The following is a 12,994-nucleotide window of genomic DNA, read 5'->3' as shown; positions in this document are numbered from 1 at the left end:
CCCGGAATCAGAGCTGAGTGATACGGCGGCCTTTGAAACGGCGTTGACGGACCTTTTTCTTGGTCCAGACGAAGGGCTCGGCTCTGTCGTTGTATGCGTTGACGTAGGCATCGATGTGTTCCTGAAGCTGCTTGAGGCTCGTGAAGGAGGTGCCGCTGAGCGACTGCCCCTGCAAGATGGAAAACCATACTTCGACCTGATTGAGCCATGGCGCACTTGTCGGCGTGAAATGAAATTGCACGTTGGGGTGGGCCTTGAGCCAGTCCTCGTTCTTTTTATGGGTGTTGAGGTTGTCGAGGATGACGTGAAGCTTGCGGTTCGGAAAAGTCGCGGTGACGCTGTTCATGAAATCGAGAAACTCGACGCGGCGCCGGCGTTTTGAATGGGTCGCGATGATCTTTCCGGTGGCGACTTCGAGCGCCGCAAACAATGTTGTGGTGCCATGCCGCTTGTAATCGTGGCTTTGGCCGGTTAAGGCGCGGCCATTGGGCAACTTCAGATAACCCTGCGCTCGCTCCAAAGCCTGGATCGAGGGCTTCTCGTCCACGCACAGCACAATGGCCTTCGCCGGCGGCGCGACATAGAGGCCGACAACATCGGCGGCTTTGGCCGTAAAGTTCGGGTCGTTGCTCTCGCACCAGGACTTGCGAGCCACCAGGTCAATCTTGTGGCTGCGCAGGAACCGCCAGACATATTGGACATCGACATCGCCCAGCGCCTCGGCCAGCAGGGGGCCGGTCCAGCGCGCAAACCCTTGCGGTGGCGGCTTATCCAGCAGCTTCAGAATCCGCTTGTCGGTCGTCTTCGTATAGATCGGCTGCTTGCCAGGCCGCGGCTTGTCTTGCAGCCCTTCAAGGCCATGGTCGGCATAGCGATGCCGCCAAAGGCTGACAATCCGCGGCTGGACCCCAACTTCCTTGGCGATCGACCGGGTGCTGCGCCCATCCGCCGCCAACAGAACTATCCGCGCCCGCTTCAAATCGCGCTGCAACGTCACCGGTGAGCGACAGCACGCCTCAAGCACCTTGCGATCTTTCCTCGAAAGGTGGACTTCTCTTGCTTCGGGTATCATCCCGACCTTGAATCACGACTCACGTTCCAAGAAAAGTGGGTACTAGTCAGGCTCCTGGTCGGCCTGGGGCTTCGGTTCGCGCAGCACGATTTTACCCAAAACGGCCAAGCCGGGCGCGATCACGATATTGAAACCCTTGCCGTCATCGTTCGGCCAAGCGGCGCCGATCCGCGTCCATGTAGAATTTCGGCCGTCACCGGCCACAGCGAAGGCATCGTGCGTGGGCTTTCGACTTTCAGACATGAGGTTTCCTTTTCAAAACGAGGGATGTTCATCATGACCGACAATCCGCGCCAGGGCTCGGCGCGGGATGACTTCTTTCGGGCCTCGGCGCTGCAACTGCTGACGGCGTTGATCGCCGATGTCTGTTTGTCCGGTCATACGGAAAAGAAGGATCAGCACCTCCGCCAGGTCCGCGCCAACCTGTCGGAGCCGGAGCCGAAGTTGCGCCAGCGGCTTCAGACGATTTACGACAACTCCGAGTCCGGATTCGTGAAGGAGAATGTCGCGCCCTTCATCGCCATGACGCCAGAGACCTTCAGCGGCGTCTACGCCAATGCGGTGAAGGAAACCCACTGGCTCTCCTATGGCAACTATGCCGCCCTGGTGTCCGGATCGAGCTTCACGACGGCCGAGCTCGCGGAGGGCCGGACGGACGTCTTCATCAATCTCGACCTGAAGACCCTGGAGAACCATGCCGGCCTCGCCCGCGTCATCATCGGCTCGCTGCTCAACGCCATCTACAATCGCAATGGCGAAGTGACCGGCCGGACCCTGTTCCTACTCGATGAGGTCGCGCGTCTCGGCTACTTACGCATTCTCGAAACCGCGCGTGATGCGGGGCGCAAATACGGCATCACCCTCTTGATGCTCTACCAGTCAATCGGCCAGATGCGCGAGGCCTATGGCGGCCGCGATGCCACCAGCAAGTGGTTCGAAAGCGCATCCTGGATCTCCTTCTCGGCGATCAACGACCCCGAGACGGCGGACTACATCTCCAAGCGCTGCGGCGACACGACGGTCGAGGTCGATCAGCTGAGCCGGTCCTCGCAGACGTCGGGTTCCTCCCGGACGCGGTCCAAGCAGCTCGCGCGCCGGCCGCTGATGCTGCCGCATGATGTCTTGCGCATGCGAACCGACGAGCAGGTCATCTTTATTGCGGGCAATCCACCGCTGCGATGCGGACGCGCCATCTGGTTCCGGCGCACCGACATGCGCGCCTGCGTCGGCGAAAACAGGTTCTATCGGAGAGACGCTGGTCGGCGTCGCTGATTATCGCGAACGCGGCGATGAGAAAGACGTGGGCGGCATACAAACGACCGGCTGGTTCCCAGGCAGAGAAAGAAAGGGCGTACGTGGAAGGGCAGTATTGTCTGGGAACGGAAAGCCGAGACGGAGCGCATCCAGCAACGACGGCATACCGGGCTCGATGCTCGGCTCGTCGTACGAGCCGGCGCATCATCTCGCCCGCCACCTGTAAGCCGCCTAATTTTTGATCCAGACGTAGGGCTCCACGCTGTTGATTTTGCAGGTGGCGATGAGCGAAGCTATGCGCGCCCATGAACGACCACCTTCGTCGTGACCAGCAAATGAACTATTTTTACGCGTCAGAGTCAGCGGCCTGATTTGATTTTCGACGGGATTGGTGTCCATCTCAACGCAACCATCGTCGAGAAACAAGGTGAGGCCATCCCAATGGTTCAGGAGATAGGCGATCGCCTTGCCCATCTCGCTGCCCGGCGACAGGCGAGCGGCTTGCTCGCGCAGAAACCTCTCGAGTTCAGCGACGAGCGGCCGTGATCGCTCGTTACGGGTCGTTTGCCGAGCCGGGGCGTCGGCGCCACGGATCTCCTTCTCGATCGCATAGAGTGCGGCGATGCGCGCGAGAACGGCTTCGGCGATGGGTGAGCCGGCTTTCGGAGTCGCTGCGATGATCTTGCGCCTTGAGTGGGACCAACATGCGGCCAGCCGCAGCGGCACGCCGCCTTTGCGCTTGGGCCGTGCGAGCCGATGATAGCCCTGGTATCCGTCGACCTGAAGGATGCCGTCGAAGCCCTCGAGGATGCGCTCAGCATGGTCACCACCGCGTCCTGGCGCGTAGTGGTAGACCACGATTGGTGGATCAGCGCCGCCGTGGCCGCGATCGTCGCGCAGGACAGCCCACAGATAGCCGGTCTTCGTTCGGCCCCGGCCCGGATCGAGCACAGGCGCCCTGGTCTCGTCTATGAACAAGCGGCCCGATTGCTTCATCACGACGCTCATGCGCTCGACCAGCGGCGCGAGGTGGAAGGCGACCGTTCCCATCCAGTCTGCCAGAACGGCGCGATCGATGAAGATGCCATGCCGAGCCAGAACCTGCGACTGACGATAGAGTGGCATGTGCTCGCTGAACTTGGCGACCGCCACCTGCGCCAGCAGCGCCTCGGTGGGGATGCCACCCTCCACGAGATGGGCGGGCGCCGGCGCCTGAGCAACACCGGTGCAGCCCTTTGCACAGGCGTAGCGCGGTCGCACCGTCTCGATCACACGATACTGGGCGGCCATGACATCGAGACGGCGGGAGCGATCCTCGCCGATCTGGGCCATCCGGCCGCAGCCGCAGGGACACTCGAGGTTCTCGGGTTCGATCACCTGCTCGATGCGCGGCAGGTGCGCGGGAAAGGCACGGGCAGCGCGCCTGGTCCGGCCGCTGGACGGCGCCGTGCCGGCGCGGCGCGCACGATCGTCCTGGCGTTCCTGGACTTCGGCGATGGCAATCTCGATGTCCTCGAGAACCAGTTGCATCTGATCGGGATTGAACTTCTCCGAGCGTTTACCGAAACGTGCGCGCTCGTACTCCTTCACGAGCAGTTCGAGGCGTTCGACGCTCTCTTTGGACGCAGCCAGTTCACTCTCGACATGAAGGCGCGCCGAGCATTCATCGTCTGCGCGACGACGCTCGGCTTCAATCATCGCTTCCTGCGCGCGGAAGAGCGCGCGCAAATCGGCGGGCAGCGCTGCAAGACGGGCGGGATCAATGGGGGACGGCGGCACATCCGCAAGCTATCATCCCAAAGCCCCGCGCGAAACAGGTTGTCGGGTCTGAGTCAGTTCGCCGCAGCTGGCGTCGCGACAATCCGTTCGCCCACTCGCTTCCAGTTCAGCCCTTCAAACAGCGCTTCGAACTGCACGCGCGTCAGATGCATGACGCCGTCGCTGATCTGCGGCCACTCGAAACGACCATCGCGGCCAAGGCGCTTGTAGACCAAAACGAGGCCCGTGCCGTCCCATAGCAAAATCTTCAGCCGGTCGGCGCGCTTCGAACGAAAAACCACGATCAGGCCCGAATGCGGATCGAGCCCAAGCGTGTTTTGCACAAGACCGGCCAGCGCGTCGTGCCCGCACCGGAAGTCAACAGGACGCACAGCAAGCACAATCCGCAGTCCCTGCGCCGGAATGATCATGCGCCGCGCTCGATCGCAGTCACGATCTCCGCGATCCGCACCGCCGACACGTCCGCATCCAGGCGGACCGAAACCTTGCCAATCGTAATCTCGACGGGCCCTCGCTCTTGCCTGGCGCCACTGGATCGCTCAGCTCGATCGACACGAAATCCGCCGCGTCGTCCGTGACCAATGCGAGCCGGCCAGCACGCGCCAATCTGCGCCACGTCGTCAACTGCTGGGCCTTCACACCATAACGCCGTGCGACATCACATACCCGGGCGTCGGGCTTCATGCTCTCGAAAACAGCGCGCCCCTTGATCTCCGCAGACCATAACCGGCATCCAGAACGCGTCCGGCGCGTAAGCTTCCCCACAAAGCCATCAGCTTCGGCTTCCTCCCCCGATTGTTCCATCGCCTTCAGTCTCCTCTCGGCTCTCTGACAAGCCAAGGATCGCAGAGCGAAAGCCGAAGCGAAACCAGTCAATCAAATGGGAGAAAAGCTCCGCTTACAATTTTTGCTCGTTCAGACCGACACAAATTGCTCAAAGATTCGTGGAGAGAAAAGCAGATGAGCGATGAGCCCGACCTCGAGAGCAGAGTCGTTGCAGCGATACGACACTATCGTGCGGCGCTCGACGTGGCGGAAAACCTGGAACGAGAGGACGCGTGCGCGCATCGAGCGCTGACGAGCACCCTGCTCGATTTGGAGCGTGCCCTGCGAGGCGAAGCGGCCCCGCATCTCAACAACAACCTGTTTGAGACCGGCTCCACGGCGGTTGCACGGTCGGATAAAACATGGGCCGACCTGGTCGAGGCGACTGCGAGATTGGATTCGGCCCGTCGAACCTTAGCTGCTCTGGAACGGCAGTTGGGATATCTTCCAAAAGTCTCGAGGGGAGCGGATCACAAGTGAGGTTAGATAAGAGTCTCGCACGATCGGAAGGTTTCCCGACCATTTCAGAGCGGCGGCGGCAACGCTCTGACGGGCTCGTGTCCCAGCCAAAATCCCGCGCCCAAAACAGACCTCTCTGCGTCCTCGTGTTTGGGACCGCCGAGGTACAGCGCGCGAATCGGGACCTTGCTGGATCCCAACCTTCCAACTTTCCCGCCGCCTCGCCGCGTCCTCCTATGCAGGAATAGACCTCGACGCACTGGCTCGATCGTCCTGTCGAGCGTGCACAGTTTCTGATGACGCTGACCAGCGCGAGTCCTGGTTGAGTTTCTTCTGCTTGTGACTCGGCGTGGAAACGGCATTGCAGCCTCTTCGATCTTCGGCGCGGCTGCGATCATGTGATCAAGCTCTAAAAAGTGGTTCGACGACAGGCAGGCGCTTGAGGCCAGCGTCAACGTTGTCGGAAAAGTGGAAGCCGTGCCGGCTCACACCGTAATCAAAACAGACGTCAAGCGCCAATCCAAGGGCCAGAGCTGCGCTTACGATCAACGTCGAACCGATGCGTTCGAACCACCAATCTCATTGGTGGCGCCTGCTCCGGTGCGATCGATGACCCAGGCCACCATGTAGCCCTTGGCCTGCTCGGTCTGCACCTGCCGGAGGGCCTCAGAGTAGGTTAGTAAGGGCTCTTGCGCCGGGTAGACGGCGCGGTCGGTCGGGGTGACAAAGTGATGGCAGCACACGCGATAGTCTTTAGCCTCGAACATCGGAATCCTCCTCTCGCCTCAGGTTGCGCGGCCATACGCGCTTTCAGATACTGCCCTACCACAGAGAATGCGGCCTTTAAGAGGCCGCGCGCTTCTTCAACACCCCATAAGGTTGGTCGGGCTGCCAGACGCAGGTCGGCGATGTCCGACCACATCGCGCGCTTGATTCTCTGCAGCAGCACCGGCAAAGAAGTGCCCGGGTGTCATTCCATAATTCACCCGTGTCCGGACTTCGATTTCCCGTTCGTCCGCAATTGCTCCGTCGATCGCTCAACGGCTGCACCGATGTCACCTAGTCAGCTTTCAAACCTTGCTGAGGCTGCTGGATCGACAATGCTTGGACCGAGCTCCGGCGCGATTCAGTGAGCTTCTCGATCAGTTCAGACTGCGGTCTCGGTTTTGCCGCGAGACGGTGGGGTTCAAATCGGGCCGTGGAGCCTCCACATCATCGCCACAGTCCGAAGACACCCGCCTGGTGCAATTGATGTAGCGAGAGAATGAATCGTTTGGCCCTGATCGATTCATAGAAAGCATTGGACCTCGCTTCCACAGGAAGCGAGAATCCATGCATGCCGAACCTTAAGCTAGGGCCGCTTCACCTTCGCCGCATCGACACCACCCGCAACATGCGGCGGTTTTACTTGCTTTCGATCCAACCGACCTTGTTCGGCGGGGTCTCGCTGATCCGCGACTGGGGCCGGATCGGCACGACCGGCCAGACGATGGTGCAGACTTTCGATGCCAGCGCTGAAGCGGGCGAAGCATTCGGACGGCTGGAGCGCGCCAAGCGCAGGCGCGGATACACCTCTGCTGAGGAGAGAGTCTGAGGTTTCGTCAATTTCCCGGGGATTACGGATCCACTTACGATGCCTGGAACGTGAAGTGACAGAAACCGTTGAGCCTGACGGGACGATTTGAAACGCTTCATGATCCGCCGCGTTGCCGCGTCGGCTGATGAGAATTCTCAGCCCGATTGTTGAGAGCTCTGTGCTGGCGATGTTCGACGAAAAAGCCCATCTTCGCCCTCGCAGCGCCGTGCGAACGCTTGTCCGTGATCATCACGCGCGGCGGCGTGCCGGCGGATTTCAAGAGCTTCTTCATGAGCCGCTGGGAAACCGGAAATACAACCAAACGGCATAGCTGATCACTTCCGATGGGAAGCGATGGCGGCGATAAAGAGGGTCCCGGGCGGTCGGCATGCCGGTCGTCTACCCCTCGGCCGCTGCAATTCGTTAACTTGACGGTACCCGCTGCTCGTCGACAGCGATGGCACGATCATCGCGGGCGAAGGCCGATACCTGGCCGCGCGAAAGCTCGGTCTCCTCGAGGCGCCGGTCAGCTGACCGGTCTTTCCGAAGCGCAGCGTCGCGCGCTCGCCCTTGCCGACAACCGCATCGCGCTGTCGGTGGTCCGGCGGCTCGTCGGATACGGGCGCTTCGACGGGGGCGAGACGGCCCGCGTGATGGCACGTCTCTACGCCGCGGCGCGCCTGCTGGTGAACTTCTTCCAGCCGTCATTCAAGCTCAAAGAGAAGCGCCGCGAGGGTCCGCCCACGGCGACATCAACCCCTGAGTCGCGCTTGCAGTGCCTGCCGATTGGCAACGACGTTGCTGAGGTTCAGCTGGTCTGGCTCCCGTCCTTGCGCCAATTGCCTAACCAGCTCCCGCGTGCCGTCCACGACAAAGACGCCGCAATCATAAGTGTTCTGCTGCTGGGCCATGCCGGCGGGCTGCAGGGCGAGGTTCAGCCTTTCTGCGAGTTGTCTTGCATGCGTCTCGTTGTATCTCCCGTAGGAATCGTAGTGATAGGCGACAGGCCGTTGCCGGTTGCTGCGATCAACGAACAGCAGCGACCAATGCCTGCCGCGGTCCGTAGCACTGGCATCGTTCACTGGCAGCAACAGGAAGTCGGCTGTATCGTTATCACGCCGATCATGGACGATGCGATGGAATACGCGTAGCACGTCGCTCTCCGCGCCCAGGCGCAGCCGCAGCGCTTCGAGGGGATCTACGAACCGCGTCCGGGCGGCGAGATCCGAATCGCTCCTCTGCAAATCCAGCTCCTGAAGCTGGTAATCCCTGAGGATATGCTCGTCGCCCAGCCATTCCGTGTGCTCGAGCACCAGCCCGCGGTTGTGGGACAAGGCTATCGGATTCAACGCCCCGATCTGAGCATCGGAGGAGGTGATCGGAAACCGCCGCACGATATCGTCGCGCAATGGGGACGGTGCGGGCGCGGTCAGATCAACCAATGGAAGACCGTCGTAGGTGTCTGAACGAGCCCTGGCAGAAGGCGCTGGCGCAAAGTGAGCACTGTCATCCAACTCGGCCGCATCCGGATCAAGCAGTGCCCCAAACCCACGATAGAGATCCTGAGCCCTGGCAGTTGATGGTGATGCCGGTTCTTGCATCTGCCGCGCAAGCTCCTCGCTCAACCACGCCAAAGCGTCATCGTCCGAGTGGGCGGACACCGGAGAAAGCCCCTGCGGCGAGCCGAGCTGTCGAGCGCCCTGGTGATGCCCCGGTACCGGGCCGGCAAACGGCGGCGGAAAGCCAGGCGCCCGGCTCCAAGCATTGTCGCGCAACTCAAATGATGTGGGCGAATTCGGATTAAACGATACCTCAAGACCGCCGTAGGTGTCTGAGCGAGCCCTGGCAGAAGGCGCTGGCGCAAAGTGAGCACTGTCATCCAACTCGGCCACATCCGGATCAAGCAGTGCCTTAAATCCACGATAGAGATCCTGAGCCCTGGCAGTTGATGGTGATGCCGGTTCTTGCATCTGCCGCGCAAGCTCCTCGCTCAACCACGCCAAAGCGTCATCGTCCGAGTGGGCGGACACCGGAGAAAGCCCCTGCGGCGAGCCGAGCTGTTGAGCGCCCTGGTGATGCCCCGGTACCGGCCCGGCAAACGGCGGCGGAAAGCCAGGCGCCGGGCTGCAAGCATTGTCACGCAACTCAAATGATGCGGGCGAATTCGGATTAAACGACACCTCAATACCGCCGTAGGTATTTGAGCGAGCCCTGGCAGAGTGCGTTGGCGCTGCTTCCACGGTCGGCCGGGCAGGTTCCTGCCCAGCTTGGACTATGTCCTGCGCCTGCTCAGGAGGAACCTCGGGCCACGATGGGCCGTCTTCCACCATTAAGCGCAGATCCTGATCGTAACCTTCCGGGAGGACCAATGGCCGACTGACAGCTCGCTGCCGCGCGCTGTGCTGCGCAGCGGCGCCCCCGACGTACGTCGCGACCGCATGCGGCGCCGTGACATCTTCGTAGCCGCTCCGCAGCAGCATCGGCTGCGTCTCCCATGACGACGTACCCTGTTGATGGGTAGGCGCCGGTGTCGGCTGGCCGCCTGAATTGGCGATCTCGCTCAGCTGCCGCTCGCCGGCAACGCCTTGCGGATTGTTTAGGGTCCTCTGCCTCTTCGCTGGCCTCAACTCAGCTGTGTCATGCTCATCGTTGATGAGGACCTCCTCGCTTGGCAGGCGGTTGCTCCTGGCAAGCGCAGCCATCGGCTCGTCCGGGGACTGCTGGCGGTCGGGCTCTCCGGGATCCGGTGCCTGGTCATGGCGCGCGGCTGGCTCGAGAGATGACGACGAGCGGGGTTCGTCCATCAGCCCCAAAAGCAAATCCTGATCGCGGCCTTCCGCGGGAAGCTCCTCTGGCCGACGGCCAGTTTCCTGCGACGCGCTGTGCTGCGCAGCGGCGGCGTCGACGCGCCTCGGCTCCATCAGTACCGTGTCTTCGGGATTGATAAAGGCCACGTTCTGGGGGTGAGGATTCAGCTTAGCGCGTCGTGAGATCGGCACTTCGCCCGTCGACCGCAAGGTCCGGAGATAGTCGATTGCCTGAACGAGTGTCTTTGGATTACCCTCTCCGGTGAACTCGAGCACCTCACCGCCATCGGTCAGCGACTTATTGTCGAGCCGATCACGAATGCTCGGTTTTTCTTTTGCGAAAAGCCAACGGCTAAAGCTACGAAGAGAACCTCCGTGCTGCTCGGCAGCGGATTTGCTGAACCCGCCCTTGATGAGGGCCCTCTCAAGCCCCGAAATAAGGGGAGCATCCACGGAATAAAGAGGCTGCTTCCTCTTCCCTATCACAATCCAAGTTGACTGCGGCGCCGAGGACGACGCGCCGGGTTCATCCATCAGCCCCAAAAGCAAATCCTGATCATGGCCTTCCGCAGGAAGCAATTCCTCTGGCCAACTGCCACCCTTCTGCGACGCAATGTGCTGCGCAGCGGCGTCGCCGACCCGCCTCGACTCCCTCAGGGCCGCCTCTTCGGGATCAATATGGCGCTCGTGCTCCATCGCCTCAGCGCCGGCCTGCGATTTTCGGAGACGAGCCAGTGCGGCACCAATCCTGGAATCAGCACCGGCGACCTTCCTATAGCTCTCGACATCTCCATCAAACGACGTGCCGAGCCCAGCAGCAATGCCCGGCCTGTTGTTGTCACGCAGGTAGTCGCTGAAACTGCGAAGAGCAGTTGCATCCTTCCTGCTTGCATCCTTCTTGCCGGTATCTGTCGCTGCTTCGTTTTTGTACTCTTCGATGAGAGCCGCGTCCTGGGGATAAGGATGCAACTCAGTGCGGCCTGCGATCCGCACGACTCCGCCCGTCGACTGCGAGGTTCGGAGATGAACTATCGCCGCAAGAAGCCTTAAGGGATTACCCTTTCCGATGAACTCGCGCGCATCAGCGGTCAGTGACTTTTCGTCGTCGAGCCGAGCAGCAATGGGATCTTTGTTATTTGCGAAGAGCCAGTGGCCAAAGCTGAGAAGAGTACGTACATAGCCCCTGGCAGTGCGTTCGGCGGCGTTCCCATTACGGAGGGCCTCCTCAAGCCCCGAAATAAGGGGAGCATCCTCGGTATGAAGAGGCTGCTTGTCGTGCCCTATCAAAATTCCAGTTGACTGAGCCGGCTGCGGCGCCGAGGACGACGGGCCGGGTTCGTCCATCCGGCCCAAATCCTGATCGTGGCCTTCCGCAGGAAGCAATTCCTCTGGCCAACTGCCAGCTTTCTGCCACGCACTGTGCTGCGCAGCGGCGTCGCCGACCTGTCTCGACTCCATCAGGGCCGCGTCTTCGGGATCAATATGGCGCTCGAGCTCCATCGCTTTAGGGCCCGCCTGTGATTTTCGGAGATGAGCCAGAGCGGCACCGATCCTCGAATCAGCACCGGCGTCCTTCTTATAGCTCTTGACATCTCCATCCAGCGCCTTGCCTGAAAGCCGACCAGCAATGCCCTTCTTGTTGTTTTCACGCAGGTAGTCACTGAAACTGCGAAGAGCCGTTGCATCCTTCCTGGCTTCTTCCTTCTTGCCGGTATCTGTCGCTGCTTCGTTTTTGTACTCTTCGATGAGAGCTGCGTCCTGGGGATAAGGATGCAACTCAGTGCGGCCTGCGATCGGCACGATTCCGCCCGTCAACCGCGAGGTCCTGAGATGGTCTATTGCCCTAAGGAGTGTCGCGGGACGCTTTTCGAACAACTCGCGCGCATCAGCGGTCAGTGACTCTTCGTCGTCGAGCCGAGCAAAAATGCTCTTTTTGTTATTTGCGTAGAGCCTCTGGCCAAAGCTGCGAAGAGAAGATAGATAGTTTCGGACGGTGCGTTCGGCGGCGCTCCCATTCCGGAGGGCCTCCTCAAACCCCGCAATAAGGGGAACATCCTCGGAATGAAGAGGCCGCTTCTTGTGCCCTATCGCAACCCCAGTTGACTGAGCCGGTTGCGGCGCCGAGGACGGCGGGCCGGGTTCGTCCATCGGACCCAAAAGCAAATTCTGATCATGGCCTTCCGCAGGAAGCAATTCCTCTGGCCAACTGCCAGCTTTCTGCAACGAACTGTGCTGCGCAGCAGCGTCGCCGACCTGCCTCGACTCCTTCAGGGCCGCGTCTTCGGAATCAATATGGCGCTCGAGCTCCATCGCCTTAGCGCCCGCCTGCGATTTTCGGAGATGAGCCAGAGCGGCACCGATCCTTGAATCAGCACCGGGGGCCCTCTTATAGCTCTTGACATCTCCATCCAACGCCTCGTCTGAAAGACGAGCAGCAATGCCCTTCTTGCTGTTTTCACGCAGGTAGTCGCTGAAACTGCGAAGAGCAGTTGCATTCTTGCTTGCATCCTTCTTGCCGGTATCTGTCGCTGCGTCGTTTTTGTACCCTTCGATCAGAGCTGCGTCCTGGGGATAAGGATGCAACTCAGTGCGGCCTGCGATCGGCACGATTCCGCCCGTCGACCGCGAGGTCCTGAGATGGTCTATTGCCCTAAGGAGTGTCGCGGGACGCTTTTCGAACACGCGCGCATCAACGGTCAGCGACTCTTCGTCGTCGAGCCGAGCAGCAATGGGATCTTTGTTATTTGCGAAGAGCCACTGGCCAAAGCTGCGAAGAGAATATAGATTATTTCGTGCGGTGCCTTTGGCGGCCCCGCCCTTGATGAGGGCCTTCTCAAGCCCCAAAATAAGGGGAGCATCCTGGGAATAAAGGGGGCTTTTGCTGAGCCTTCTCAGAATCCCTTTTGACTGAGCCGGCTGCGGCGTCGAGGCGGCCGGCATTGCTCCATCACCTTCACCTGAACTGCCGATCTCGCTCAATTGCCGCTCAAAGGTCGCCGCGGCTGCGGACGGAGCCGCGGGTGAGCTCTCTTGCGGGCCCGTGCTGTCCGATTGTTCACGCACCCGCTTGGTCGAGGGGAAATCCATCCGTTCTCACTTTCAAAATATGAACCAGGGCTTCGATCTGGCATGCTGGCGATCAGCAACAAACCACCCTTTACAGCCCTCGATAGACCCGCACCGGGAGCATCTGCGGATTTCACGGATCGTGTGCATCGATTT

The 12,994-nt window shown here is 60.8% G+C and carries 8 protein-coding genes and 2 pseudogenes; 3 read left to right on the top strand and 7 right to left on the bottom strand.

From position 1 onward, the window contains the following. Positions 1–7: 7 nt before the first annotated feature. Positions 8–1,072 (bottom strand): IS630-like element ISRj1 family transposase, encoded by a 1,065-nt coding sequence (locus ABIA42_RS00545; RefSeq protein WP_039156390.1) that lies wholly within the window; start codon positions 1,070–1,072, stop codon positions 8–10. Between the two features lie 270 nt (positions 1,073–1,342). Here ABIA42_RS00545 and ABIA42_RS00540 point away from each other — a divergent pair. Further along, positions 1,343–2,344: pseudogene (locus ABIA42_RS00540) on the top strand (type IV secretory system conjugative DNA transfer family protein); the annotation flags it as partial. Positions 2,345–2,557: 213 nt separating this feature from the next. Here the strand turns inward: ABIA42_RS00540 and ABIA42_RS00535 are convergent. Genes ABIA42_RS00535 through ABIA42_RS00525 form a run of 3 tightly spaced genes read right to left on the bottom strand, consistent with a single transcriptional unit; the run spans position 2,558 to position 4,789 of the window. Next, on the bottom strand, positions 2,558–4,105 hold the full coding sequence (locus ABIA42_RS00535) for an IS66 family transposase (protein WP_109866563.1): 1,548 nt from the start codon (positions 4,103–4,105) through the stop codon (positions 2,558–2,560). A 53-nt stretch (positions 4,106–4,158) separates the two neighbouring features. Then, positions 4,159–4,515 (bottom strand): IS66 family insertion sequence element accessory protein TnpB, encoded by a 357-nt coding sequence (gene tnpB, locus ABIA42_RS00530; protein ID WP_011090953.1) that lies wholly within the window; start codon positions 4,513–4,515, stop codon positions 4,159–4,161. Between the two features lie 19 nt (positions 4,516–4,534). Further along, positions 4,535–4,789, bottom strand: coding sequence for a transposase (locus ABIA42_RS00525; protein WP_231088542.1), 255 nt, complete (start codon positions 4,787–4,789; stop codon positions 4,535–4,537). 276 nt (positions 4,790–5,065) lie between these two features. Between ABIA42_RS00525 and ABIA42_RS00520 the strand changes: the two genes are divergently transcribed. Then, positions 5,066–5,410, top strand: a complete 345-nt coding sequence (locus ABIA42_RS00520) for a hypothetical protein (protein ID WP_011084509.1) — start codon at positions 5,066–5,068, stop codon at positions 5,408–5,410. A 524-nt stretch (positions 5,411–5,934) separates the two neighbouring features. Here ABIA42_RS00520 and ABIA42_RS00515 read toward each other — a convergent pair. After that, on the bottom strand, positions 5,935–6,156 hold the full coding sequence (locus ABIA42_RS00515; protein ID WP_014497999.1) for a hypothetical protein: 222 nt from the start codon (positions 6,154–6,156) through the stop codon (positions 5,935–5,937). Positions 6,157–6,725: 569 nt separating this feature from the next. Here ABIA42_RS00515 and ABIA42_RS00510 point away from each other — a divergent pair. Beyond that, positions 6,726–6,983, top strand: coding sequence for a WGR domain-containing protein (locus tag ABIA42_RS00510; protein ID WP_011084508.1), 258 nt, complete (start codon positions 6,726–6,728; stop codon positions 6,981–6,983). 50 nt (positions 6,984–7,033) lie between these two features. Here the strand turns inward: ABIA42_RS00510 and ABIA42_RS00505 are convergent. Then, positions 7,034–7,355 (bottom strand): annotated as a pseudogene (locus ABIA42_RS00505) (DDE-type integrase/transposase/recombinase); the annotation flags it as partial. A gap of 362 nt (positions 7,356–7,717) precedes the next feature. Then, the gene (locus tag ABIA42_RS00500; RefSeq protein ID WP_041960951.1) at positions 7,718–12,859 is read right to left on the bottom strand and encodes a Ulp1 family isopeptidase; all 5,142 of its coding nucleotides are present in this window, start codon (positions 12,857–12,859) and stop codon (positions 7,718–7,720) included. Positions 12,860–12,994: the final 135 nt, after the last annotated feature.

Origin of the sequence: Bradyrhizobium sp. USDA 327, from assembly GCF_041262065.1 — a bacterium.
Lineage (GTDB): Bacteria > Pseudomonadota > Alphaproteobacteria > Rhizobiales > Xanthobacteraceae > Bradyrhizobium > Bradyrhizobium liaoningense.
The sequence above is the reverse complement of the archived record's forward strand: the minus strand, read 5'-3'. Positions and strand labels throughout refer to the sequence as shown.

Coding starts and splice junctions, on each gene's coding strand:
- ABIA42_RS00545 (WP_039156390.1), bottom strand. CDS start 1,072: ATGATACCCGAAGCAAGAGAAGTCCACCTTTCGAGGAAAGATCGCAAG.
- tnpB (WP_011090953.1), bottom strand. CDS start 4,515: ATGATCATTCCGGCGCAGGGACTGCGGATTGTGCTTGCTGTGCGTCCT.
- ABIA42_RS00525 (WP_231088542.1), bottom strand. CDS start 4,789: ATGAAGCCCGACGCCCGGGTATGTGATGTCGCACGGCGTTATGGTGTG.
- ABIA42_RS00520 (WP_011084509.1), top strand. CDS start 5,066: ATGAGCGATGAGCCCGACCTCGAGAGCAGAGTCGTTGCAGCGATACGA.
- ABIA42_RS00515 (WP_014497999.1), bottom strand. CDS start 6,156: ATGTTCGAGGCTAAAGACTATCGCGTGTGCTGCCATCACTTTGTCACC.
- ABIA42_RS00510 (WP_011084508.1), top strand. CDS start 6,726: ATGCCGAACCTTAAGCTAGGGCCGCTTCACCTTCGCCGCATCGACACC.
- ABIA42_RS00500 (WP_041960951.1), bottom strand. CDS start 12,859: ATGGATTTCCCCTCGACCAAGCGGGTGCGTGAACAATCGGACAGCACG.